This is a genomic window from Mycolicibacter sinensis (assembly GCF_001667945.1).
Lineage (GTDB): Bacteria > Actinomycetota > Actinomycetes > Mycobacteriales > Mycobacteriaceae > Mycobacterium > Mycobacterium sinense_B.
The window spans coordinates 1-25,557 of sequence record NZ_LZJK01000009.1; the positions used below are offsets into that span (position 1 = coordinate 1).

The following is a 25,557-nucleotide window of genomic DNA, read 5'->3' on the forward strand; positions in this document are numbered from 1 at the left end:
GGTGGTGTTGGTGGCGCGTCGGCGCACGGCATCGCCGGTGCGCACGGTGCCGGTGGCATCGGTGGCGACGGTGGCGCGGGCGGCAACGCGGGCAACGGCGGCAACGGCGGTGCCGGTGCCGGCGGTGGCAGCGCCGCGCAGGCCGGCGCCGGTGGCAAGGGTGGTGCCGGCGGTGCGGTCGGAACCGGCGGGGCCGGTGGCGCCGGTGGCTCCAGCGGTGATTCGCAAGCGGCTTCGGGTGCCACGGGTGCCGACGGCACAGGCGGCAACGGTGGCAACGGCGGCGTCGGCGGCAAGGGCGAGGTCCTCGGTGATGGCACCGTGCAGGCCGGTGGCCGCGGCGGCGACGGCGGGGATGCCGGCGCGGTCGGCAACGGCGGCACCGGCGGCACCGGCGGCCAAGGCGCCACCGGGGTTCACGGTGAAACCGATGCCAATGGCGACGGCACCGCGGGCGGCACCGGTGGCGCCGGTGGGGCCGGCGGTACCGGTGGTGCGGGCGGCACCACCTCGGGCAACGGCGGCGCCGGTGGCGCGGGCGGCGTAGGCGGCACCGGTGGGGCCGGCGGCGGCGGCCTCGACGGCCAGGCGGGCACCGATGCGGCGGCCGGTAGCGGCGGCGACGGCGGCACCGGTGTCGGCGGCGGCCACGGCGGCGATGGTGGTCAAGGTGGCGTCGGCGGCCAGGGCGGCGCCGGGGGCACCGCCTCCGCGGGCAACGCCGGCGCCGACGGTCTCGGTGGCCAAGGCGGCATCGGCGGTGCGGCCGGAGACGCCGGCAACGGCGGGCGCGGCGGCGACGGCGCGGGCGGTGGCAATAACGCCACGGCGGGGTCCGGCGGCCAGGGCGGTCAGGGTGGTAACCGCGGCACGGCCGGGGCCGGCGGTGCGGGTGGCTGGAACGCGGACAACACCGCCCAGGCTGACGACGGTGCGACCGGCGCGGAGGGCGCCGGCGGTCACGGCGGCGCTGGCGGCCGCGGCGGCGACGGTGAGCTCCTCGCGGGCAACATCCCCCAGGCGGGCGGCAACGGCGGTGCCGGTGGCGCCGCGGGCAACGATGGCGATGGTGGCGTCGGCGGTGCCGGCGGCAACGGCGTAGCGGGAGTCGACGGCACCACCGTCGGCCTCAACGGCACGACCGGTGGCGCCGGCTCGGCGGGCGGTAACGGTGGCCAGGGTGGCGCCGGCGGCACGAACTCCGGCAACGGCGGCGACGGTGGTGCCGGTGGGCACGGTGGCGCCGGGGGTAACGGTGGCGCGGCCCTGCAAGCCGACAACTTCGACACCGCCGGCGGCAACGGTGGCGGCGCCGGTGCCGGCGGCGCGGGCGGCGACGGTGGTGCCGGCGGGACGGCGGTCCACGGGACCGGCGGAACCGGCGGCGCGGCAGGCAACGGCGGCAATGCCGGCACCGCAGCCGAAGGCGGTCAGGGCGCGGGCGGCGGCGGTGGCGCCAATGCCGGTAGCGGCGGCAACGGCGGCGACGGCGCCGTCGGTGGCGCGGCAGGCAACGCCGGGGTCGGGGGCAACGGCGCCAGCCCGGGCGCCGACGGTGCTGCGGGCAGCGCCGGCATCAACGCCGACGGCGCCGACGGCGGTCGCGGCGGCGACGGCTACGGCTTCATCCTCAACACCGACATCGGGCAGGGCGGCGGCGCCGGTGGCCAGGGCGGCAACGCCGGCGCAGTCGGAAACGGCGGTGTCGGTGGTACCGGTGGCACCGGTGCAACCAACCACGGCTTCACCGACACCGACGGCAACGGCACCAACGGGTACGTCGGCGGTGCCGGTGGCGTCGGCGGCCAGGGCGGCGCCGGTGGCACCGTCTCCGGTGACGGTGGGGCGGGCGGCGTCGGCGGTATCGGCGGTAACGGTGGTAACGGCGGAGCCGGCGCGGACGCCACGGTCGCCGACACCGACGGTGGCAACGGCGGCAACGCCGGAGCCGGCGGCGTGGGCGGCAACGGTGGCCAGGGCGGCGCGGCAACCAACGGCACGGGCGGCGCCGGCGGCAACTCCGGCTACGGCGGCAACGGCGGCGTCGCCGGCACCGGCGGCAAGGGACTGGGTGGCGGCGGCGGCGAGACCGCCGGTAACGGCGGTGACGGCGGTGACGGCGCCGACGGTGGCCTGGCCGGCACCGTCGGGACCGGTGGAGCGGGCACCACTAACGGCGCCGACGGTCTCGCCGGTCAGGACGGCGTCGCCAGCGATGGCGGTGCCGGTGGCCAGGGCGGCGCCGGCGCGGGTCTGATCGACGACGGAACCAACACCGGCCAAGGCGGCGGCAACGGTGGTTCCGGCGGCAACGCGGCATCGGTTGGCAACGGTGGTACCGGTGGTAGCGGCGGTATCGGTGCGACCGTCGACGGCATTACCGGCGCTGACGGTAACGGCACCGCCGGCGCGGTCGGCGGTGCCGGCGGCGACGGCGGCGCCGGTGGCCTCGGTGGCGCCACCTCCGGTAACGGTGGCGCCGGCGGCAACGGCGGGGCCGGTGGTAAGGGCGGCGCCGGCGGCGCGGGCGCGGACGCGACCGTGGCGGACACCGCGGGCGGTAATGGCGGCAACGCCGGCGCGGGCGGCGCGGGCGGTAACGGTGGCCAGGGCGGTGCGGCCGGGGCCGGCATCGGCGGGGCCGGCGGTGACGCCGGCGATGGTGGCGCCGGTGGTGCGGCAGGGGCTGGCGGTACGGGCCTCGGCGGTGGCGGCGGCAGCAACGCGGGCGCCGGTGGCGCGGGCGGTAACGGTGCCGACGGCGCCGCGGCCGGCGTCGCGGGCCTCGGCGGCACCGGCACGGATGCAGACGGCGTGGCCGGCAACGACGGCGCCGCCGGTCTCGGCAGCGATGGTGGCGCCGGCGGCAACGGCGGGCTCGGCGCCGGCGTGATCAGCGGCACCGACACCGGCCAGGGCGGTGGTGCCGGCGGCGCCGGCGGCAACGCGGCATCGGCCGGCAACGGTGGTGTCGGTGGAACCGGTGGAGCCGGTGCGGCCGGCATAGCCGGGGTCACCGGCGCGGACGGCAACGGCACCGACGGCACCCACGGCGGCGCCGGCGGCGTCGGCGGTGTGGGCGGTGCCGGCGGAACCGAGTCCGGCAACGGTGGCGCGGGCGGTCAAGGCGGCGCCGGTGGTGCCGGTGGGAACGCCGGCCACGGCGCGGACGGCATCGGCGGCACCCCGGTCACTCCCGGGAGCGGCGCGTCCGGCGCCGACGGAACCGACGGTGGCAATGGCGGCATCGGCGGTAACGGCGGTGTAGGTGGCGACGGGGGTGCCGGTGGCACCGCCAGCCACGGCAGCGCGGGCGCGGAGGGAGCCGGCGGGGTCGGTGGCAACGCCGGCAACGCCGGAAACGCCGGAAACGGCGGCCGCGGCGCCGACGGTACCGGCGGCGGCACCGGTGCGGTCGCGGGCTCCGGCGGCAACGGCGGCGACGGCGGCAATCGCGGCGCCGCGGGCACGGCCGGCGCAGGCGGCTGGAACGCCGGTCACACCAGCCAGGCGGCCGGCGGGCACGCCGGTACCGCCGCGACCGGCGGCAACGGTGGCGCCGGCGGTAAGGGCGGCAACGGCGTGCTCCTCGAAGACGGCACGGCGCAGGCCGGCGGCGCGGGCGGCCACGGCGGTGACGCCGGAACGATCGGCAACGGTGGTGCGGGCGGCAACGGCGGCGCCGGCGCAGCCGGTGCGGTGGGATCGACGGCTACCGCCAACGGCGGCACCGGGGGCAACGGCGCCGCCGGTGGTAACGCCGGCAGCGGCGGCAAGGGCGGCTCGATCTCCGGTAACGGCGGTCAGGGCGGTGTCGGCGGGGCCGGCGGCAACGGTGGTGCGGGCGGCTCCGGCGTGCAGGGTCTGGCCGGGGCCGACGCGGCGGCCGGCAGCGGCGGCAACGGCGGCGATGGCACCGACGGCGGCAACGGCGGTAACGGTGGTGTCGGCGGTAACGGCGGTAACGGCGGCCAGGGCGGCAGCGCCACCAACGGCACCGCCGGCCTCAACGGCTCCGGTGGTATCGGCGGCACCGGTGGGGCAGGCGGAGACGCCGGCAACGGCGGCCGCGGCGGGGCCGGTGCCGGCGGGGGCGCCGACGACACGGCCGGGCACGGCGGCAATGGTGGTGCCGGTGGCGACCGTGGCACCGCCGGGGCCGGCGGCAAGGGCGGCCTGAACGGCGACGGCGTCACCTACCGCAACGACGGCGCGGCCGGCGCGGCCGCGGGCGGCGGCAATGGTGGCGCCGGTGGCGCCGGGGGTAATGGCGCGCTCCTGGCCGACGGGATGACCGGCCAGGCCGGTGGTTACGGCGGTAACGGTGGCGCGGCCGGCGCGATCGGCACCGGTGGCGTCGGTGGTGCCGGTGGCCACGGCGGTAACGGCGTGATCGGCGTGACCGGCGGCGACGGCAACGGAACCACCGGCGGCAGCGGTGGTGTCGGCGGTGCCGGCGGCAACGGTGGTGCCGGTGGCACCACGTCAGGCGCCGCAGGAGCCGGTGGTGCCGGTGGTAACGGCGGCAGCGGCGGCAACGGTGGCGACGGCGTCCTCGGGGCCGCGGGAAGCAGCGGCGGCAACGGAGGTCTGGGCGGCAACGCAGCCGCTGGCGGCGCCGGTGGCCTGGGTGGCGATGCCGCCCACGGTGCCGGTGGTGTCGGCGGTGCGGGCGGCAACGCCGGCAATGCCGGCAACGGTGGCGCCGGCGGCAATGGCGGCAACGGCGGCACCGGAGCCGCCGCCGGTAACGGTGGTGTCGGTGGCACCGGCGGCGACCGCAGTCTGGGCGGTGCCGGCGGGGCCGGCGGTACCGGCCAGGGTGGCGCCCAGGCTGCCAACGGCCAGGGCGGTAGCAACGGCGCGGGCGGCGACGGCGGCGCCGGCGGTAACGGCGGTCACGGCCAGGCCTTGGCGGACGGCACCGCTCAAGACGGTGGTGTCGGCGGCCAGGGCGGTAACGCCGGCGCGATCGGCAACGGTGGCGCGGGCGGTGACGGCGGCGTCGGTTCGGCCGGTCTCAACGGAATCACCGATGGTTCCGGCGACGGCACCCACGGCACCGCGGGCGGTAACGGCGGTAACGGCGGCCAGGGCGGCGCCGGCGGTACCACCTCGGGTAACGGTGGCGCCGGCGGTGTCGGTGGTACCGGTGGAGCCGGTGGCCACGGCGGTGCCGGCGTCAACGCCGCCGACGGTGCCAATGCCGCGGCCAACAGCGGCGGCAACGGCGGCAACGGTGGCGACGCCACCAGCACCAACGGCAACGGTGGCGCCGGTGGCCACGGTGGTAACGGCGGGGCCGGCGGTGAAGCCCTCAACGGCGACGCCGGGGTGTCCGGGGCCGGCGGTATCGGTGGTGCCGGCGGCAACACCGGTGACGGCGCCAATGGCGGCAATGGCGGTGCCGGGGCCGGCGGCGGCGCCAACGACACCGCCGGTAACGGCGGTAACGGCGGCCACGGCGGCACGGCGGGCACGGCCGGCCAGGGTGGTGCCGGCGGTCTCAGCGGTGCCGGTGTTGCGGCCGGAAACGGCCAGGACGGCGCCATACTCGGCGGCGCCGGCGGCGACGGCGGCGCCGGTGGCAACGGTCAGATCGTGGGTGGCGTGAGCCAGGCCGGCGGCAACGGTGGTTCCGGCGGCGCGGCCGGGACGATCGGCCACGGTGGCGCCGGCGGTGACGGTGGGGCCGGTGCGGCCGGCTTGGCCGGAACCACCGACGCCTCCGGCAACGGCACCGACGGCGCGGCCGGCGCCGCCGGCGGTAACGGCGGCCAGGGTGGTGCCGGCGGCACCGTCTCCGGCGACGGCGGTGCCGGCGGCAAGGGCGGTCTCGGTGGTGCCGGTGGTGTCGGCGGTAATGCCGCCAACGGCACCGCGGGAGCCAACGCGGCGGCCGGCAGCGGCGCCAACGGCGGCAACGGCGGTGACGCCACCGGCGCGGCCGGTAACGGCGGGGCCGGCGGTACCGGTGGTACGGGTGGCGCCGGCGGTGTGGCCAACGTCGGCAACAACGGTGCCGACGGTGACGGCGGCCATGGCGGCGACGGCGGCGCAGGCGGCAACGCCGGTGTCGGCGGCCGCGGCGGCGACGGCGCCGGTGGCGGCACCAATGCCATTGCCGGAAGCGGCGGCCGCGGCGGCAATAGCAGCAGCACCGCGGGTGCCGGCGGCGCGGCCGGGGCCGGCGGTCTCGCCGGCGACGGCGTCACCCAGGCCGACAGTGGCGCCACCGGTGCCGGCGGCGCGATCGCCGTCGGTGGCACCGGCGGCAACGGCGGCAACGGTGTGACGCTGGGCAGCGGCCTCGCGCAGGCCGGCGGCAACGGCGGCGTCGGCGGCAATGCCACCGGCGAGTTCGGTAACGGCGGCGCAGGTGGTAACGGCGGCAACGGCGCCGCCGGCACCTCCGGAACCAATGCCGCCAACGGCGCCGGCGCGGCCGGCGGCAACGGCGGCAACGGCGGTGCGGCCGCCCAGCACGGCACCGGCGGCAACGGCGGCAACGCCGGTAGCGGCGGGGCAGCCGGGGCGAACACCTCGGTCGGCGCAAACGGCGCGGCCGGCGTCAATGCCCCCAAGGACCCGCAGGGCCAGGTCATGGCCGGCGGGACCGGCGGCAATGGCGCCAAGGGTGCCACCGGGTTCGCCGGTGGCGCCGGCGGCACCGGCGGTGTCGGTGGTGCCGGCGGCACCGTCTCCGGCGACGGCGGCCAGGGCGGCCTCGGCGGCAACGGTGGTGCCGGCGGTAAGGGCGGCACTGGCGGCAACGGCGGCGTCGGCGGTACCGGTGGTGCTGGCTCCCTCGGCTTGCCCGGGCGCCAAGGCGGTACCGGCGGTGAGGGCGGCCAGGGCGGCGACGGTGGTGTCGGCGGCAACGCCGGCCAGGGCGGCGCCGGTGGTGTTGCGCTGGGTGACGGTCAGTCCGGTGCGCACGGCGCCGGCGGTGTGGCCGGCAAGGGCGGCCTGGGCGGTAACGCCGGGGTCGGCGGCGCGGGCGGCGCCGGTGGCGCCGGCTACAACGGCCTCGTCGGCCAGGGCACCGGTGGCGGTGGCGCTGGCGGTGCCGGCGGCAACGGCGGCACCGGCGGCACCGGCGGTCAGGGCGGCGTCAACACCGACGGCACCCATGGTCAGGGCGGCTCCGGCGGTCAGGGCGGTGCCGGTGGCAAGGGCTCCAACGGTGCCAGCAAGCCCAGCAAGGCCGGCTTTGCCGGCCGGGGCGGCAACGGCGGCAACGGTGGTGCCGGTGGTGCCAATGGCGACGGCGTCCTCGGGTCGCCAGGCACGGCCGGTGTCCCGGGCGGCAATTCCAGCGGTAGCACCGTCGGTACTGGCGGCGCCGGCGGCGCCGGCGGTACGGGGGCCCCGTAAGGGCCTGCGCCGCAGGGACTTCCCGCAAACGAGCGAGGGCCCGGACCGACGAGTGTGTCGGGCCGGGCCCTCGCCCGTTCACAGACGTTGCCGTGGGCGTGCGGAAATGTCCCGTCGGCCGCGCTACGACGTACGGCGATAGGCCGGAACGTCCTGGGGGTCTCTCGGCCAGGCGAACAGCGCGATCTGCTGATCCCACTTGGCCATGTAGTGTTCGCCGAGGAAAACCCCACCCCGCCGCTCCCAGAACCGACGTCCATACGAGCCGGCGGCGTGAGCATCTCCGATGATCCGTCGGCACTGCGGTTCAGCCCGGAAGATGCTGGAGACCAACGGGCCAAAGATGTTCGCCCCGTGGCCTTTTTCAACCATGTCGGGGTCAGCCATGGCGCCGTGCAACCCCACGTCGTAGGGATGGGCGTCGTACACGGTAGAGATGTCGTCCTGTGCGGCGCGGAACAATTCCATGTATCCCAGCGGCCGCCCGTCGACGCTGTAGACGTAGGGACGCGAGTAGCTGCCTTCGAATTGGATCTCCAAGTGGCGCCGCCATTCGTCGGCCGGATAAGCGTAGTCCCACGTTGCTTCCAGGTGCGGCCGGTTCATCCATTCGGAGATCATCTCGGCGTCGCCGGCCGGGTCTGCGAAGCGGATGCTGTACGGCTCTGCCAGTACCGGCAGCGGGGGCGGCGGAACCGTGCGAACCTCGTCAGTGACGTCGGGCCGTTGCCGCGGCATGAGTGAACTCATCGTGCACCGGAACTCGGTGTAGCCGAAGCGGTTTCGGTAGCCATGGCAAGTGCCTCCTGGGAATCCGTTGACGGCAGCGCCGTCGCCAATGGGTTCGCCACTGATGCTACGTTGACCTACCGGTATCGGCTCCGCAATCCCGGTCGAAATGACACCCCGCACATTCGACGCTAGAGCGTCAGCACAACCTTGCCGGTCACCTCACCCGAGGACAGCAGCCGGTGCGCCTCGCCGACCTGCTCGATGGGCACCCGCGCGCCGATCACCGGCTTGATCCGGCCGTCGGCGAGCATCGGCCACACCTTGCCGGTCACCGCGGCCACGACGGCGCCCTTACCGTGCGGGCCCTCCACCGGCCGGCCGCGCAAGGCGGTGCCGATCACTCCGGCGCGTTTGCCGATCAGCTTGCCCAAGTTCACTTCGGCTTTGACCCCGCCCTGCATTCCGATGACGATCAGGCGCCCGTCATCGGCCAGCGCGTCGATATTGCGGTCCAGGTAGGCCGCGCCCATGATGTCCAGGATCACGTCGGCGCCGCCGGCCTCGCGGATCCTCGCGACGAAGTCTTCGTCGTGATAGTTGATGGTGACGTCGGCGCCCAGCTCGCGGCAGAACGCCAGCTTGGCCTCCGAGCCGGCGGTGACGGCCACCCACGCCCCGAGCTGTCGGGCCACTTGAATGGCGTGGCTGCCCACCCCGCTCGCCCCGCCGTGCACCAGCAGCTGTTGTCCCTCGGTCAGCCCCGCCGTTTGTACCAGATTCGACCACACCGTGCAGGCCACCTCCGGCAGGCCGGCGGCATCGACCAGGTCCACGCCGCCTGGAATCGGCAGCACCTGCGGGGCCGGCACCGCGACGTACTCCGCGTAGCCTCCGCCGGCCAGCAACGCGCAAACCTCTTGCCCGACAACCCAATCGGATACCCCATCGCCGACGGCGGCGACCACCCCAGAGACCTCCAACCCGATGGTGTCACTGGCCCCCGGCGGGGGCGGATACTTGCCGGCCGCCTGTAGCAGGTCGGCCCGGTTCACCCCGGCCGCGGCGACCCGGATCAGCACCTCGCCGGCCGCTGGCCGCACGTCGGCGACCTCTTGCCAGGACAACACCTCGGGGGACTCAGCGACGATGGCACGCATGCCGAACACGCTACTACCAGCCGGAATCGCTTAGCATGACGCTGTGCAGCGCCGCGAACGCCCCCGGACCGGGAGTGACCTGCCCGGCTTGGACCTCGCCGAACGACAAGCCTGGCAACACTATTTGGATGCCGTGCTGCGCTTCGATGCGCTGCTGAACCGGTTGCTCAACGCGGAGCATCAGTTGTCGGTGATCGACCTGCGGGTGCTGGACATCTTGACCAAGTCCGCCGACGGATCGGGTCGGATGGGCGATCTGGCCGGCGCGTTGGCGGCGACCCGGCGCCAGATGACCAAGCGGATCGACCGCCTGGAGGCGCGCGGGCTGGTGCAGCGTGAAGGAGACCCGCAGGACCGGCGCGGGGTGGTCGCGCTCGTCACCGATGACGGCCGCGCCATGGTCGACCGGGCGCGAATCAGCTACACGCGAGGTGTGGCGACCCACCTGCTCGGTCCACTGTCGGCCCGGCAGATGAATACGATCGCGGAGAACTGTTGGCGCATCAGGCAAGCCCTGAGCGCCCCGGATCGGCAACATGGCGTCGTCGCATCCGATCAGACCTTTCCGGAGGCCCCGAGCTGCTACATGCCGGGGGTCGACGATGCGGGTAAGCGGTGTTGGCACGAGTTCCTCGAATCGGCGGAGGCGCTGTTTCCGGCGATGCATGACCGCCTGCATGCCGCCCATCGGCTCGCGTTGATCGACGTGCTGTTGCTGGACCGAATCGCCAAATCGCCGGGCGGCGCCGTGCCGATGAGCACGTTGGGCGAGGCGTTCGCGCTGACGCCCAGTGGCGTCACCCAGCACATCGCCCGGCTGGAATCCGATGACCTGGTGCGCCGAGGACCGGGGCAGGGCGATCGGCGCCGTGTGGTCGCCGGGATCACCGCTCCGGGGCGGGCACGATTGGGGTCTGCGCTTGCCTGCTACGCCAAGGAGATTCGCAGGATGTACTTGGATCCGATGTCGCGCCCGCAGGCGATCGCCCTCGGCGACGCGTGTCGCCGGATCAGTGTTCCGCTGAAATCCGGGGCAGGGCGCCCGGCCTGACCCGTTCGCCGGAAGGCGGCGGCGCAAGGCGCTCCACGGCTGTCAGATGCCCCATCGCCCGCTCCGCCCGTTGACATGACAAGCACTGTGCGCCAACGGTATTCACCGTTCGTCCCAGGCCACGGCCGGCGCGGCGCGATGATTTCTACGAGAACCGTTCTCATTATTTGCTGCATCATCGGTCGCTGCTTCGCCTGGGGGGCAACCGGAACCGGTTACCCGCGAGTAGTTACCACTTGAAGTAGTTTCCGCGTGGTCCCGCCGTTACATCGGCTGCCCCAATTACGGCGCTGACGTGGGCATTCGCGGGGGCCAGCCGGACGTACAGACGATCGCGCCACCAAACGTGTTCGCGAATAACAACGTTCGATTAGAGACACTCAGCCCCCGCTTAGTTACGTTCAGCGCTGTTCAGAGCGTCACCACATTCACCTGTCGAGGAGTTCCCCTTGCACGCCACCATTCGCCCCTACGCCACCGCTGGTGTGGCACTGGTCGGAGCCAGTCTCGTCGCGGTTACCCCGCTGTCCGCGCCGCTGCCCGCGCTGCGTGACGTCCAATCCCGGGCGGTGGCGTTGACCAGTGCGTGGGATGACGTGCTCAATGCCGCCTCGGCCAACATGACCAGCCTGTTGAACAACTGGTACCTGGCGCCTGGGGTCGGCATGCAGCAGTTCTGGGCCAACCAGCTGGACTACTGGGACCAGTTGGCCAATGACCCATCGGGTTCGACCAATGCGGTCAACGAGGAGATTCAGACGCATCTCAACGCGGTGATCTCGGGCTGGGCGCTGCAGAACGAGACCGACGCCACCCACGCCACCGTGCTCAACCACACCATGGATGGCACCCATCAGCTGATGTTCGGTCAGGTGGCGGGCTATATCCCGGCCGATGTGGACAAGTCGATGATCATGCCGATCATCGACTACCTGGGCTCCCCGGCCAGCGCGGTCCTGATGGGCATGCTCGGCCCGGCGATCAGCCCGTGGATCGCGTTGTACAACAGCATCACCGACCACGACAGTTTCGGCGACACCCTGGCCAATATGTGGGGGGCCACCCTTAACGGCGCCACCCTGAATCTGGATGCGTTGTTGCCGATGATCAACGAGTCCGGATACTTCCCGGCCGGGATGAACATGGACCACCTCGACATCGCCTTCGGCGGGCTGCTGTCCCCGGGTGCCGTCGCGGTGGGCCCGTATCAGGTTCTTGGTCCCGGCGGTGAGGTCGCCGCCTCGGTGCCCGCGGTCGGCGGATCGATCTTCCAAAGCGTGGGCATCGAATTCAGCGGCGTGCCAGTCCTGGGCACCCTCGACCTCAACAGCGCCGGCATCGGGCCGATCGCCGCGTGGCAGGCCTGGGGCCAAACCGTCGGCGCGTTGTTGGGGTCGGGTTGGGATGGCAAGGGCGCGGTGGTGGTGACCCCGCCGCTGGCCGGCGCCGGTCTGCCGCTGCTGCCTACTGATGCCCTCGACGACGGCGGCAGCGGCGCCGCGACCGACGCGTTCGGCTGGCTCGGCGACCTGCTCGGCCTCTGATCTCCCAAAACCCTGTCCCCTTAGTTGCTTAGAGAGGCAACCCACAACATGATTCGTCACCACACCAGCCGCCGTCACCAGCGAGCGATCGGCTTCGCCAGTACCGTGGGCGCTTTCCTGACTATCGGAATGGCGCCACTGACCGCGGCACCGCCGGCCCAGGCTGATGAATTCGATTGGTTTGCTGATCTTTTCGATTCCTCGGCGTGGCTGGCCGCTGGCCCGGCCGATGCGGGCGCCTTCGACTGGACCTCGATGATCGATCAGTGGTTCTACGACCCGATTCACGCCTCGATGGAGGCCTGGATCAACAGTGATTTCGGGTCGATGGTCAACGGCTGGATCAACACCGCTGCGGGTCAATACCTGATCGGGGATGGGATCGACGGCACCGCCGAGAATCCCGATGGCGGCAACGGCGGCTTGTGGTTTGGCGACGGTGGAAACGGTTGGGACAGCACTGAAGCCGGCGTAGCCGGCGGCGCTGGCGGCAATGCGGCTGGCTGGTTCGGCGACGGTGGCGCCGGCGGTGATGGTGGCGCGGGCGCGAACGGCGGCGACGGTGGGGCCGGCGGGATCTGGATGGGCAACGGCGGCGCCGGCGGCAACGGTGGGATAGCCCTGGATCCTGCTGTTGCTGGCGGCAACGGCGGCGACGGCGGCAACGCGTCGGGGTGGTTCTTCGGCAACGGCGGGATCGGCGGTAACGGGGCCGATGGGCTGGCCGGCGCCGCAGGAACATTCGCCAACGGCGGCGACGGCAACGGCATAGCCGGCGGTTACGGCGGCAACGGCGGCGCCGGTGGGCGCAGCAGCTTCATGTTCGGCAACGGCGGCAACGGTGGCAACGCCGGAGCCGGCGGTAAGGGGGGCGACGGCGCCACCGGCACCGTCGATCACGTCGACGGCGGGAACGGTGGCTGGTCCTGGGGTGGCGGCGCCGGCGGTGCGGCCGGCGGGCGCGGCTCCTCCATCTACACCAGCCCCATGTACGGGCACGTCGGGCAGCTCGGCAACGGCGGCGACGGTGGCGACGCTGGTAACGGCGGCGACGCCTACCAAGACGTGAATGGCCACTACCTGGGCAACGGTGGTTCCGGCAGCGACGGCGGGATCGCCGGCAACGGCAACGTCGGCGGCAACGGCGGCCTTGGTGGCCACGGCGGCAACGGCCTCAACGGTGGCGCCGGCGGCTGGGGCGGAAACGGCGGCCAGTCCGCCGGCAACAACACCGGCGGCGCCGGCGGAAATGCCGGAGCCGGCGGAGATGCCACCGCGGGCACTGGCGGAAACGGCGGCTGGGGCGGCTGGGGCGCTCCATCCCAAGACGGTGCCGGTGGTGCGGGCGGTAATGGTGGCGCTGGAGGCAATGGGGCTACCGGCGACAACACCGTCAAGACCATTGGCGGCGACGGCGGCGGTGGCGGTATGGGCGGAAGCAGCCAAACGGGGGTCGGTGGGGCCAGCGGCGACAGTGGGGACGGCGGTGCCGGAACCTATGCCGGCGGTAATGGTGGTGACAGCTTCTTCGGTGCCGGATCGGGTGCCACCGGCGGGGCCGGCGGCCGCGGTGGCAACGGCGGCGACAGCACCGGCTGGGACGACGGAACCGGAACCATCTGGAGCCACGGCGGTAACGGCGGTAGCGGCTCGTCCGGCGGTGGTTCTTACGCCGGTGATGCTGCGGCCGGTGGCAGCGGCGGCAACGGCGGTGCCGGGGCGACCGGGCCGGGTGTCATCAGCGTGGGTGGCAACGGCGGCAGCGGCGGCGCCGGCGGCACCGCGTACGGCGGCGGCAACGCCGGTACCGGCGGTGTAGGCGGCAACGGCGGAAGCGGCACGGCATCGGGCGGCAATGGCGGCACCGGTGGCAGTGGCGGCGCGGGCATGGTCCTACTCGGCGGTAGTGGGTCGGGCGGCACTGCGGGCGACGGCGGTGCCGGCGGCACCGGCGGCGACAGCGGCGGCGTCATGATGCCCGCCAACAACCCCTATGGCACCGGCCCCAGCCACGCCGGCGACGGCGGCGACGGCGGCATGGGTGGCACCGGCACCGTCGGCGTCGGCGGCGAGGGCGGGTCCGGCGGGACCGGTGGTAGTGCCCTCGGGAGCGTCGACGCCGGCAATGGCGGTAACGGCGGCGTCGGCGGAACCGGCTACACGGGCGCGCCGGCAACCAATCCCGCACACGCACCCGGCGGCAACGGCCACGACGGTGGCGTCGCAGGCAATGGAGGCCAAGGCGGCGCCGGCGGCAGCGCAGTCGACGGCAACGGCGGGAACGGCGGTGCCGGCGGCAAGGGCGGCACCGGAGGCGCCGGCAGCCGCGGCGGCAACGGCGGCACCGATGCCGAGGGCAACACCCTGCCCGGCGGCAACGGTGGCGACGGCGGCACCGGCGGCAACGGCGCGGCCGGCGGCGCGGGCGGCACCAGCACCAGCGGCACCAGCGGGGCGCACGGCGCAGCCGGGGCGGCCGGAGCAGGCGGCGCCGGCGGCGTGGCGGGCACCGGCACCCCGCCGGGTCAGCCCGGTACCGACGGCGGCAGTGGGCAGCCCGGCTGAATCGGCCACGAGCAGTCGCAAACTCGCACCAAAACGCCCGTATGCGTACGAGTTTGCGACAGTTCGGGTGCACCGGCATGGCCAAGGTACGATTCCCGCGGTGGCGTGGCAGAGCGGCCTAATGCACTCGCCTTGAAAGCGAGAGACGGCTAAAACCGTCCGGGGGTTCAAATCCCTCCGCCACCGCCGTTGTGATGAGTCGCGTCATCGGTGACAGATCACCCCGGTCTTTGGTCGGGTGCGCTGCCGTGGCTAGCGTGCCGGAACTGTGCGCCGTAGTGCCCGGCTCCCGGCGACAACCATTGCCCTCGAACGGGACAACCCGACGCGAAAAATTTCCGACAAAACGGAACCCAGTCGGCCAGCGGGGCTCGATTAGCATGACGGCATGCAGCGTCCTTACCGTCGTCGTACCGCCAGTGACCTGCCTGGATTGGACATCGCCGAACGCAAGTCCTGGCAGCACTTCTTGGATGCCGCACTGCGGTTTCACACCGCGATGGACCGGCAGCTCGCAGGGGCGCATCAGCTCTCAGTGATCGACATACGAGTGTTGGACATCCTGGCCAGATCCGCCGACGGCACCGCACGCATGGGTGACCTGGCTGAGGCGTTGGCCGCCAACCCGCATCACATGACCAAGCGGATCAAGCGGTTGGAGGAACGCCAGTTCGTACACCGCGAGCCGAATTCTCTGGATCGGCGCGGCGTGGTGGCCAGGATCACCGACGAGGGCCGGCAGGTGGTGGCGGTGGCCAGCCACAGCTACGCCCACGGTGTCCGGACCCATCTCATCGGCTCGTTGTCGCGGCGGCAGCTTTCTACCCTTGAAGAGAACTGCCGACGGATCACCTCCGGGCTGAAGCCGGACAGCTCTGCCTCGCCGATCCCCGAGGCGTTGGGATAGACCTTGCCCAGCCCGCGGGCCGTGCTGTCGGTGGTTAACGAAGACCCGGCTTCACAACACCTCGGTGCAGTAATGAACCGCGGGTCCCGGGGCGTCGGTTACGCTGCGGAATGCGCTAGGACCAGATTGGAAGAAAGTTACCCAGGAGTTATTTTCCGGTTGAATTAACCAGGATACTTTGGATTATTTGCGGGGACGGCGACGCCAGGCACCGTCAGCAGCGCTGACGAGTGTTCCACAAGTTTGCGGCCCCCTCGGAGTTACGCCAGATCTTTGCGGAAAGCGTTGCTGCCACGTCGATTTCCGCAACCGCTGCGGGATCTCGTTCGGTACCGTCGCCCGGCGTGGAGCGGACAGGTATTGAGCCGTCGATGATTCGGCTGCCGGGCCTCGATGACGTCGAGCAAGAAACATGGCAGCAGTTTGTCGAGGCGTCGATGGGCCTGTTGGCCGTGCTGAACCGGCACCTGATGGAACAGCACCGGCTCAATCTGTTCGAACTCCGGTTGCTGGACTTTCTGACCAAATCTGACAACGGGTCTGCCCGGATGAGCGAACTGGCCGAGGAGTTGATGCTGTTGCGCAGTCGGGTGACCTGGCTGACCGGCCGCCTGGAAGTCCGCGGGCTCCTCCACCGCGTTCGCAGCCCCGGAGATGGTCGGGGAGTGCTGGCCGAGATCACTCCCGATGGACGGATGCGGGTCAGGGAGGCCACCAAGACTTACGCCCAGCAGGTTCGGTTGCTCTACGTGAATCGGATGTCTCGACAACAGATGCTCGCCCTCGGCGCCAGCTGCGATCAGATCAACACGTCGTTGAAGGCAGCAGGTCTCCCGGCCAAGCCCGGGCACCGCTGAGCGCGCCTGCCCTGGCTTCACGGCCGGCGGTGCCGCCGCACGCGTCGCCCGGCTCACGGCTGGGACATGGCTGGCAAAATCCTGCGAGTTTCTCAGTACGTTCGCACTGCCATCCATCCCAGCATCCGATGTTCCTCCCCTTAAGCCGGTCGATCCACGGCGAGGAGTGCATCTTCGGGCCCGGGTAGCCCGGGTTCCCGCGGTTATCGATAGTTTGCCCGTATCAGCGGGCGCGCTGCGATTTCAATACTTGACACCTGTTTCCGAAATCCTCGCAGGGCGGTGGTCTACCGCCACTACATCCCCAGTTCAGCGGCAATTACGCGCCGACGAGACGCGAAATCCGGCGGGATGAACGTGTTCCAGTTACTACCGCCCGGTAATTTCCAGTCGAACCATCCGGCCTTCGGGAATCATTTGCTGTCGCCGCGAGCGATCCGCATTACCTGCGGATTTGCCGCAGTGGTCACATTGCCGAAGAAGTAGGCGGCGGCACAGTTTCGAGAACTGACCCGTCAGCGACGTGTTTTTCAGGTTCGCCTCAGTTACTTTTCGTGTGCTGAGTCACAAGACTGAAGGAGTCCCCCCTTGCACGCCATTCTTCGCCCCTACGCCACGGCCGGTGTCGTCATCGCCGGGACCGGCCTGATCGCGGCCACACCGGTAGTGTCGCCGGCGCCCGCGGTCCCCACGGTCGTTGACGTCGCGCTCACCGCGGGTGGGGGCCTGCCTGAGCTGGCCGACCCGTGGGTGGACGTGTTCAACACCGCCTCCGCCAACGCCACGACCCTGCTCAACAACTACATGCTTGCGCCCGGAGTGGCGTTCCAGCAGCTGTACGCCAACGTCATGGGTTACGCGCAGCAGTTCCTGGACGACCCGAGCAGCAGCACGCTCGCCGCCATCAACACGGGGATCCAGGAGCACTGGGTGGCGGTGCGCGACGGCTACACGCTGCTGGGGGACGTCGACAAGGCGACTTCGGACATCGTCAGTCACCACACCCTCAACGGGGGCTCGGCCCCGACGGGCCATCTCTTCCTGTTCGGTCAGGTCCCGGGCTTTCTGCCGCCCGACGTGGACAAGGACATGGTGTCGCAGGTTCTCAACTTCCTGGCTTCACCGCTGTCCGGAATCATCATGGGTTCGCTGGGGCCGGGCATCAGCCCCTGGATCGCCATGATGAACAGCATCAACGACGGCGACAGCTTCAACGAAGTCCTCGCCGCGACCTACGGCGGCTTCCTCAACGGCGCCACGCTCAACCTCGACTCGATCCTGCCGATGATCAATGACGCGGGGTTCCTCCCGAACGGCATGAGCCTGGACCACTTGGAGGTGGCCTTCGGTGGCCTGCTCAGCCCGGGCGCGGTGACCGTCGGCCCCTATCAGGTGCTCGGCGCCGGCGGCGAAATCGAGGCCGCTGTTCCCGCGGTGGGCGGCTCCATCTTCAACTCGCTCGGACTGGAGATGGTGGGTGTCCCGGTTCTCGGCAAGATCGCGGTGGACGGCGTGGGCGTTGGCCCGATCGGCGCCATGCAGGCATGGGGACAGATCGTCGGGGCGCTGCTGGGCTCGGGCTGGGACGGTAAGGGCCCCGTTGTTGTGACGCCGCCCGGGGTCGGTGTCGAGCTGCCCACCATCCCGGACGACTTCCTTGACGACGGCGGACTGAGCGCACAGGCCACCGACGCGTTCAGCGGGCTGCAGGACCTGCTCAACGGCATCTTCGGCTGACCCGCCTCCCCAAAACTCCACTACCCCACGGTTTTACATCTGATGAAAGGTGTTCCTCAATGAGTCGTCGTCACAGCAGCACCCGGCGCCGCGGTCATCAGCAGGCCGGTCAATCGCGTCACAGGCGGGCGATCGGTGCCGGTGGTGCGGCCACCGCCTTCTTGGCGTTCGGAATGATGCCGCTGGCGGGCCTTCCGTCGGCGCAGGCCGACGACGGGATGGACTGGCTGATGGACCTGTTCGGCCCCGCCGCATCGGTAGATACCCCACTGGCCGCCGACAGCAGCCAATTCGACATGACCAGCATTATCGACCAATGGTTCTACCAACCGATCCACCTCGGTGTGGAGGCTTGGATCAACAGCGATCTCGGTGAGCTGGTCAACGGATGGATCAATGAGTCCTCCGGGCTGTTCTTGATCGGCGACGGCGCGGCCGGGACGGCCGAGAACCCCGATGGCGGCGACGGCGGTCTGTGGTTCGGTGACGGCGGTGCCGGCTGGGACAGCAATGACGCGGCGCTGGCCGGCGGAAACGGCGGTGCCGCAGGATGGTTCGGCAACGGCGGTGCCGGCGGTGACGGCTTCGAGACCGGTGCGGGCGGCAACGGCGGTGCCGGCGGCTCCTTCATGGGCATCGGCGGTGACGGTGGTGCCGGCGGTATGGGTGTCGGTGTGAGCGGCAGCGGCGGTGCCGGCGGCAACGGTGGCGACGCGGTCGGCTGGTTCTTTGGCAACGGCGGCAACGGCGGCGCCGGCGGCAATGGCACCGCGGGCGCCAACGGCAGCTACGCCAACGGCGGTACCGGCATCGGCGGCACCGGCGGCACCGGTGGGGCCGGTGGTGCCGGCGGCCGTAGCGGCTTCCTCTACGGCAATGGCGGCAACGGTGGGGCCGGCGGCGCCGCCGGTGGCACCGGCACCTCCGCCAACGGCGTCGACGACGGCATCGCAGCGCACCTCAACGGTGCCAACGGCGGCGCGGGTGCCGCTGGCGGCGCCGGCGGCGCGGGCGGCGAAAAGTTCGACGGTTCCTACGGAAGCGCCGGTGCGGCCGGGGTCGGTGGCACCGGGGCGGCCGGGACCGACGGCGGGGACGCTTTCAAGGACGCCAACGGGGACTACCTCGGCAACGGCGGTGCCGGCGGTACCGGTGGCACCGGCGGCGCCGGACCTCTGGGCGGTAACGGTGGGGCGGCCGGCAATGGCGGTGCCGGCCTGACCGGTGGGGCCGGCGGCGCCGGCGGCAACGGCGGGGCCGGGGTCGGCGTCGGCGGCGTGGGCGGCAACGGTGCCGATGGCGGCGCCGGTGGGTTCGGTGCACTCCACGGCGGCAACGGTGGCAACGGGGGTAATGGCGGCAACAACACCGCCGAAGACGGCCACGGCGGTAACGGCGGCGCCGGTGGCGCCGCCGGTGACGCCGCGACCGACGACAACACCGTCCAGACCATCGGCGGCAACGGCGGCAACGGCGGCAACGGCGGGGTCGGCGGCAACGTCCCGCTCGTCCTGGGCGGTGTCAACGGCTGGGGTGGTCAGGGCGGCGATGGCGGCGCGGCCGGCACCGGTACCTACGTCGGCGGCAACGGAGGCAACGGCGGCAACGGTGGTGCCGGCACCTTCAGCAGCGGCGGGAACGGTGGCACCGGCGCCGACGGCGCGCAGAGCACCGGCTGGAAGTCCGAAGACGGCACCGTCTTCAGCAAGGGCGGCAACGGTGGCAACGGCGGAACAGGCGGCGGCGCCAAGGCCAACGGCATCGCCGGGGTCGGTGGTGACGGCGGCAACGGCGCCGACGGGGCGACCGGCGCCGGCGTCATCAGCACCGGCGGTAACGGCGGTGCCGGCGGCACCGGCGGCGCCGCCGCGGCGGGCCTGTCGTCGGGCGGTGGCTTCGCCGGCGTCGGCGGTAACGGCGGATCCGGTGGCGACGGCACCGCGTCCGGTGGGACCGGCGGCAACGGTGGCTCCGGTGGCAGCGGGCAGTTGGCCGGCGGCGACGGGGGCGACGGCGGTACCGGTGGCAACAGTGCTGGCGCCACCAACCCCAACAACCCCTTCGGCGCCAGCCATGCCGGCAACGGCGGCAACGCCGGAAACGGGGGCTCCTCGGCGGGCGGCAGCTTCCCGCCGGGCCCCGGCGGTAACGGCGGCACCGGTGGCACCGGCGGCACCGGGGCCGGCGCGGTCAACGGCGGTAACGGCGGGACCGGTGGCTTCGGTGGCGGTGGCGTCACGGGCGGCAATGCCGGAGACGGTGGAAACGGCGGCGCGGCGACCGGTACCGGTAACGGCGGAAACGGCGGCAATGCCGGCCTCTTCGGCGGCTCCGCGAGTGCCGGGACCGCGGGAATTCCGCACCCACGGGCGGCCGGTGGCGACGGCTACGACGCCGGAAACGGCGGCAACGGCGGAAACGGCGGCGCCGGCGGCAGCGCGGTCACCGGTAACGGTGGCGCCGGCGGCAACGGCAGCGTCGGCGGAAGCGGTGGCGTCGGCGGTAAGGGCGGCGTCGGCGGTGTCGATGCCAACGGCAACGGCCTTGACGGCGGCAACGGCGGCAAGGGCGGCGCTGGTGGAACCGGAGGCCACGGCGGGGCCGGTGGCATCAGCACCAGCGGCACCAACGGGACCGCGGGCACCGACGCACTCGACGGCGCCGGTGGCGCGGGTGGCGCCGGCGGCGCCGGTGGCGTCGGCGTCAACGGCGGGTCCTCCGGTAACGGTGGCGCTGGTGGCGCCGGCGGGACCTCTGGCAGCGGCGCCGGTGGTGCCGGCGGCGTGGGCGGCGCCGGTGGCGCCGGCCATGCGGGTGTGGTCGGAAGCGACACCGTCACCGGGACCGTCGGCGGGGACGGCGGCAATGGCGGTAAGGGCGGTACCGGCGGGGCATCCACCAGCGGCACCTGGGGCGCCGCCGGCGTCGGTGGTGCCGGTGGTGCCGGCGGCGTGGGCGGCGTCGACGCCGACGGCAACGGCCTGAACGGTGGTAACGGCGGCAACGGTGGTGCCGGCGGGGCCGGCGTCAACGGTGGCCTGGACGGCACCGGTGGCGTCGGTGGCGCCGGTGGAGCCGGCGGCGTCGGAACCAACGGCGGGGACTCCGGTGACGGTGGCAACGGTGGCACCGGTGGCACCTCCGGCACCGGTAATGGTGGCGTCGGTGGCGCCGGCGGTGCCGGCGGTGCCGGAGTCATCGGCGGATCGGCCGGCAATGGCGGAAACGCCGGTAACGGTGGTACCTCCGGCAGCGGCACCGGCGGTAACGGTGGCGTCGGTGGCACCGGCGGCGCCGGTCTCAATGGCGCTGCGTCCGGAACCGCTGGTGGCGACGGCGGAAACGGCGGAAAGGGCGGTTCGGGAGGTGCCTCCGGCACCGGCGCCGATGGACTTGCCGGCGCCGGTGGCGCCGGTGGGGCCGGTGGCACCGGTGGGGTCAATGCCGCCGGGAACGGCCTGCGCGGTGGCGACGGTGGCACCGGTGGCGCCGGCGGTGCCGGCATCAACGGCGGTCTCGACGGCAACGGTGGCAACGGTGGCAACGGTGGTTCCGGTGGTATCGGAACCAGCGGCGGGGCCTCCGGTAACGGCGGCGACGGCGGCTCCGGCGGTATCTCCGGCAGCGGTAACGGCGGCAACGGCGGCAACGGTGGCGCCGGCGGGATGAGCGGCGTCCCTGCCAGTGGCGGGCCTGCCGGCACCGGTGGCAACGGCGGTAACGGTGGCACCGGTGGCGCCTCGACCAGCGGCAACGGCGGCAACGGCGGGACCGGCGGGAGCGGTGGCGCCGGCCGAGCGGGCACGGCCGGAACCGCGGGAACCACCACGGCCGGCGGCGACGCAACCGATGGCGGCAACGGCGGCAACGGTGGTGTCGGTGGTACCGGCGGCACGTCGGTAACCGGCGATGGCGGCAAGGGCGGTGTCGGTGGTGCCGGCGGCGCGGGCGGCACCGGTGGCACCGGTGGCAAGGGCGGCGTCAACGCCGGTGTCGGCCAGGCTGGCGGCAACGGCGGCGACGGCGGCAACAGCGGTACCGGTGGTAAGGGTGGCACCGGCGGCGACAGCACCAGCGGGAACGACGGCGCCAACGGCAACGGCGGCAACGGACCGGCCGGCGGCAAGGGTGGTAACGGCGGCAACGGCGGCACCCCCGGTGGCGCAGGCGGCACTCGCGGTACCGGCGGGACCGGCGGGACCGGCGGTGCCGCCGGTGGTCCCGGCGCCGGCCCCGGCACCAACGGCGCCAACGGGGCCAACGGCAACAACGGCCTCCCCGGCTGACAGCACCCCGTTCACACTGCACTCAGGGCGCAACCCACTCGCACTTTTGCGCCCTGAGTGCAGTGTCACCGCACGGAGCGGGGCAGCTCCGCGGCGATGGTGTCCATCAGCGCGGCGTAGCGCTTGGCCTCCGGATCGCGACCGGGCTTGCCGCTGGAGATCAGCCCGGCGGCCAGCCCCCGCGCCGGGTCCGCCCAGATCGCGACGTTGACCAGTCCCAGATGTCCGAACGCCGATGGTGCACCACGGCCGAAGGGGCCGAACCGCTCCGAGCCCAGCATGTAGCCGGTGCCCCAGCGCAACGGCACCAAGCCGGTGGCCACATCCGGGCGCAGCCGCCGGCACTGCGCTGTTGCGGCGGCCATGGTCTCCGGCGAGACCACCCGCACGCCATCGAGTTCGCCTCCGCGGCGCCAGATCTCGGCGAACTTAGACAGCTCGAACGCCGTCGAGATGGTGTTCGACGACGGGATGACGCTGGTCAGATACAGCGGGGTGTTGGTGAACGGAATGATCTCGTGCATGGTGCCGCCGATCGCCCGGCGAAACACCGCAGCCACCGGCCCGGGCAGCGGCTGGCCGGTGGCGTGACTGGGCGCCACCAGCGCGACGTCCTCTTGGGCCACACCGAAATTCGTCCACCGGAAGCCCAGCGGATCGAGAATCTCTTCAGCGAGGATGTCCCGGATCTGCCGCCCGGTGGCCGCTGAGACGATCTCGCGCATCAAGGGTCCCCAGGTCAGCGCGTGGTACATGTGCGCCCACCCCGGTGGGTAGATCGCGCGCAGGTTCGCCAACTGCTGCCGGGTGTACTCGCTGTCGTCGACCCGTGTCACGTCCGGCCGCGGCCCGGTGGCGAACGGCACCCCGGCACTGTGCGTCAGCACCTGACGAATCGTGGTGCGCCCCTTGCCGTACCGGCCGTAGCCGGGCAGATAGTCTGCCACCCGGTCATCCAGTGAGAAGCAGCCGCGCTCGACGAGCATGTGCACCACGGTGGAGGTGATCGCCTTGGCCGCCGAGTACGCGCAGAACGGGGTATCGATGCGCACCGCCACCTTCTCGGCGTCGGCGGGATCGGTGGGCGCATTGCCCCACCCGTGCCCGATCGCGCGGTTGAGCACGACGCGGCCGTTGTGGCGCAGGCACAGCTGGATCGCCGGGTGCATACCGGCCGAATACCAGTGCCGCGCGGCCTGCCAGATCCGTTCCACCGCAACAGGATCGATACCGGAATGATCCTCCTCGCCGACCGCCGTCACCGCGTCCAGGTCGGCCGGAACCCGGATCCGCCCATCGGGTGTCAAGATCTCGGGAATCTTCACCGCCGCTCCCTGCCCTTGCCCCGGCCGAAATAGAGTTCCTGGGTCGCGACGCAGACCAGCTGCCCCGCCCGGTTGTACATCGTGGATGTCGCCAGCCCGCGCCCGGCGACACCGCTGGGCGAGAACTGGTCGGACAGCACCCAATCCGACAGGTCCACGGGCCGCTGAAACCACAGTGCGTGATCGATCAGCGCGTTGAACGCGCTGGCCGGGGTGCCCCGGCGCATGGCCACCGCCGTCTCGACCATCTTGGTGCCGGACAGATAGGTCAAAAGCGCACTGTGCAACGCAGCGTCAGCAGGCACTGCTTGAGAAGGCTTCCACCACAACCGGATCCGCGGCGACGACTCGCCGAGCTCAAGGGCCGCCCGCGGGTGCGGGTCGATGTAGCGCTGCTCGAACGGGTGCGGCTGCACCCAGTAGCCGTCCAGCTCGTCGGCGTAGTCGGCGAGTTGGTCTTGCACCGGCGGCAGCGAATCCGGGTCGGGCACCTCGGGCATCGGCTGCTGGTACTCCGGCGCGTCGACCTCCGCACTGAACGACGAGAGCACTTCCAGCAGGATCTCACCGTCCTGGCGGGCGGTGACCTGCCGCGTCGACAGCGTGCCGCCGTCGCGGGCCACATCCACGTGCAGGTCGACGGGGCGGCGGGCATCCCCGGCCCGCACGTAGTAGACGTGCATGCTGTGCGGGCTGCGGCCCGGGGCGGTGCGGCTGGCCGCCATCAGCGCCTGGCCCGCGATGTGCCCGCCGACGATGTGATGGTGTGGGTTGTCCAGTTGGGTGGCGACGAAGTGCTCGTCGTCGACACGCTCGACGTCGAGGGTGGCGACCAGGTCGGCCAGGCCCGGCTGCCGGAAGGCCGTCACGCGTGCGCCCCGTACTCCAGCAGGTACACCCCGGCGTCGATCACCAGCACCCCGCCGGCCATCACCGGCGTGAACGGGTCGGCGAAGAAAAACCGGGCCAGCGCCGCGGTCAGGGCCACCCCGACGCCCGACCACACCCCGTAGGCCACCCCGACCGGCATGCCGCGCTTCAACACCAAAGCCAGCAACACGAACGACACCAGGTAGCCGACGGCCACCGGGATCGCCCACTGCCATCGGCTGAAGCCGTCGGAGGCGCGCATCGACAGCGTCCCGGCTACCTCGAAGCCGATCGCTCCGAACAGCAGGAGCCAGGCCATCACTCGCCGGTGAACTTCGGCGTGCGCTTGCCCATGATGGCGCCGATGCCCTCCAGCAGGTCCTTGGACGCCAAAAACGCCGAGTTCCACGCCGCGACGTAGCGCAGGCTGGCCGCCACCCGGTCGGTGCGCTGCTCGTCGAGGACGTCTTTGACCCCGGCCACGGTCAGCGGCGGGTTGGCGGCGATTTCGGCGGCGGTGGCGTGTGCGGCGGCCAGGCAGGCCTCGGCGTCGTCGTAAACGTCGTTGACCAGGCCGATCTTCTCCGCCCGGGCGGCGTCGATGTCCTTGCCGGTCAGCGCCAGCTCGCGCAGGTGCCCGTCGGACAGGATCAGTGGCAGCCGGGCCAGGCTGCCGACGTCGGCGACGATGGCCAGCTTGACCTCGCGCACGCTGAACTTGGCGTCGGCCGAGGCGTAGCGGATGTCGACCGCTGAGATCAGGTCGACGCCACCGCCGATGCACCAGCCCTGAATCGCCGCGATGGTCGGGGTCCGGCAGTCGGCGACCGCGGTGATCGCACCCTGCATGCGCTGCAGTTCGCGGTGGAAGTCCGCCCGCGGCCGGGCCAGCGCCCCCTCGGCCAGCATCGGCGTCATCGTCCCGCCCATTGCGGCCAGATCCAGCCCGTAGCTGAAGTTCTTGCCGGAGCCGGTCAGCACGATCGCTCGCACGTCGCGGTCGGCGTCGAGCGTGGCGAACACCTCCGGCAGCTCCGACCAGAACGCCGGACCCATCGCGTTGCCCTTGCCCGGGCCGATCAGGGTCACCTGGGCGACGTGGTCTTTGATCTCGACGGTGACGGATTCATACGACTCTGTCATAGGTGA

At 72.5% G+C, this 25,557-nt stretch carries 14 protein-coding genes and 1 tRNA gene; 9 read left to right on the forward strand and 6 right to left on the reverse strand.

Going from position 1 to position 25,557, the window contains the following annotated elements; all coding sequences use genetic code 11:
* Positions 1-7,377, forward strand: a 7,377-nt coding sequence (locus A5694_RS24860) for a hypothetical protein (RefSeq protein ID WP_064919879.1), incomplete at its 5' end; no start/stop codon positions are given.
* A 123-nt stretch (positions 7,378-7,500) separates the two neighbouring features.
* Here A5694_RS24860 and A5694_RS00355 read toward each other — a convergent pair.
* Together A5694_RS00355 and A5694_RS00360 are read right to left on the reverse strand one after the other, a co-directional pair.
* Positions 7,501-8,115 (reverse strand): GNAT family N-acetyltransferase, encoded by a 615-nt coding sequence (locus A5694_RS00355; RefSeq protein ID WP_234786437.1) that lies wholly within the window; start codon positions 8,113-8,115, stop codon positions 7,501-7,503.
* Between the two features lie 182 nt (positions 8,116-8,297).
* The gene (locus A5694_RS00360) at positions 8,298-9,266 is read right to left on the reverse strand and encodes an NAD(P)H-quinone oxidoreductase (RefSeq protein ID WP_064919907.1); all 969 of its coding nucleotides are present in this window, start codon (positions 9,264-9,266) and stop codon (positions 8,298-8,300) included.
* Between the two features lie 43 nt (positions 9,267-9,309).
* Between A5694_RS00360 and A5694_RS25130 the strand changes: the two genes are divergently transcribed.
* From A5694_RS25130 to A5694_RS25030, 8 genes are all read left to right on the forward strand, one after another.
* Positions 9,310-10,317: a MarR family transcriptional regulator gene (locus A5694_RS25130; RefSeq protein WP_165604321.1), complete on the forward strand. Its 1,008-nt coding sequence runs from the start codon at positions 9,310-9,312 to the stop codon at positions 10,315-10,317.
* A 449-nt stretch (positions 10,318-10,766) separates the two neighbouring features.
* Positions 10,767-11,861 (forward strand): outer membrane porin GjpA, encoded by a 1,095-nt coding sequence (gjpA, locus tag A5694_RS00370; protein WP_064919881.1) that lies wholly within the window; start codon positions 10,767-10,769, stop codon positions 11,859-11,861.
* Between the two features lie 129 nt (positions 11,862-11,990).
* Entirely contained in the window at positions 11,991-14,426 is a 2,436-nt protein-coding gene (locus tag A5694_RS24865; protein ID WP_064919882.1) for a PGRS repeat-containing protein, read from the forward strand.
* A gap of 99 nt (positions 14,427-14,525) precedes the next feature.
* A tRNA-Ser gene (locus A5694_RS00380) sits at positions 14,526-14,612 on the forward strand.
* A 202-nt stretch (positions 14,613-14,814) separates the two neighbouring features.
* On the forward strand, positions 14,815-15,333 hold the full coding sequence (locus A5694_RS00385) for a MarR family winged helix-turn-helix transcriptional regulator (protein ID WP_064919883.1): 519 nt from the start codon (positions 14,815-14,817) through the stop codon (positions 15,331-15,333).
* A gap of 230 nt (positions 15,334-15,563) precedes the next feature.
* Positions 15,564-16,190 carry a MarR family winged helix-turn-helix transcriptional regulator gene (locus A5694_RS00390; protein ID WP_342707963.1) on the forward strand — a complete coding sequence of 209 codons (627 nt, stop codon included), beginning with the start codon at positions 15,564-15,566 and terminating at the stop codon, positions 16,188-16,190.
* A 588-nt stretch (positions 16,191-16,778) separates the two neighbouring features.
* Positions 16,779-17,927 carry an outer membrane porin GjpA gene (gjpA, locus tag A5694_RS00395; protein WP_064919885.1) on the forward strand — a complete coding sequence of 383 codons (1,149 nt, stop codon included), beginning with the start codon at positions 16,779-16,781 and terminating at the stop codon, positions 17,925-17,927.
* Positions 17,928-17,986: 59 nt separating this feature from the next.
* Positions 17,987-22,213, forward strand: coding sequence for a PGRS repeat-containing protein (locus A5694_RS25030; RefSeq protein WP_064919886.1), 4,227 nt, complete (start codon positions 17,987-17,989; stop codon positions 22,211-22,213).
* A gap of 65 nt (positions 22,214-22,278) precedes the next feature.
* Here A5694_RS25030 and lipE read toward each other — a convergent pair whose 3' ends face one another.
* Genes lipE through A5694_RS00420 form a run of 4 tightly spaced genes read right to left on the reverse strand, consistent with a single transcriptional unit; the run spans position 22,279 to position 25,551 of the window.
* Positions 22,279-23,520, reverse strand: coding sequence for a lipase LipE (gene lipE / locus A5694_RS00405; RefSeq protein WP_064919909.1), 1,242 nt, complete (start codon positions 23,518-23,520; stop codon positions 22,279-22,281).
* 14 nt (positions 23,521-23,534) lie between these two features.
* Positions 23,535-24,407 carry an acyl-CoA thioesterase gene (locus tag A5694_RS00410; protein WP_064919887.1) on the reverse strand — a complete coding sequence of 291 codons (873 nt, stop codon included), beginning with the start codon at positions 24,405-24,407 and terminating at the stop codon, positions 23,535-23,537.
* Positions 24,404-24,727 (reverse strand): DMT family transporter, encoded by a 324-nt coding sequence (locus A5694_RS00415; RefSeq protein WP_064919888.1) that lies wholly within the window; start codon positions 24,725-24,727, stop codon positions 24,404-24,406. The genes A5694_RS00410 and A5694_RS00415 overlap by 4 nt, the downstream gene beginning before the upstream one ends.
* The gene (locus tag A5694_RS00420; RefSeq protein WP_064919889.1) at positions 24,727-25,551 is read right to left on the reverse strand and encodes a crotonase/enoyl-CoA hydratase family protein; all 825 of its coding nucleotides are present in this window, start codon (positions 25,549-25,551) and stop codon (positions 24,727-24,729) included. Before A5694_RS00420 ends, A5694_RS00415 begins: the two co-directional genes overlap by 1 nt.
* Between the last annotated feature and the right edge of the window lie 6 nt (positions 25,552-25,557).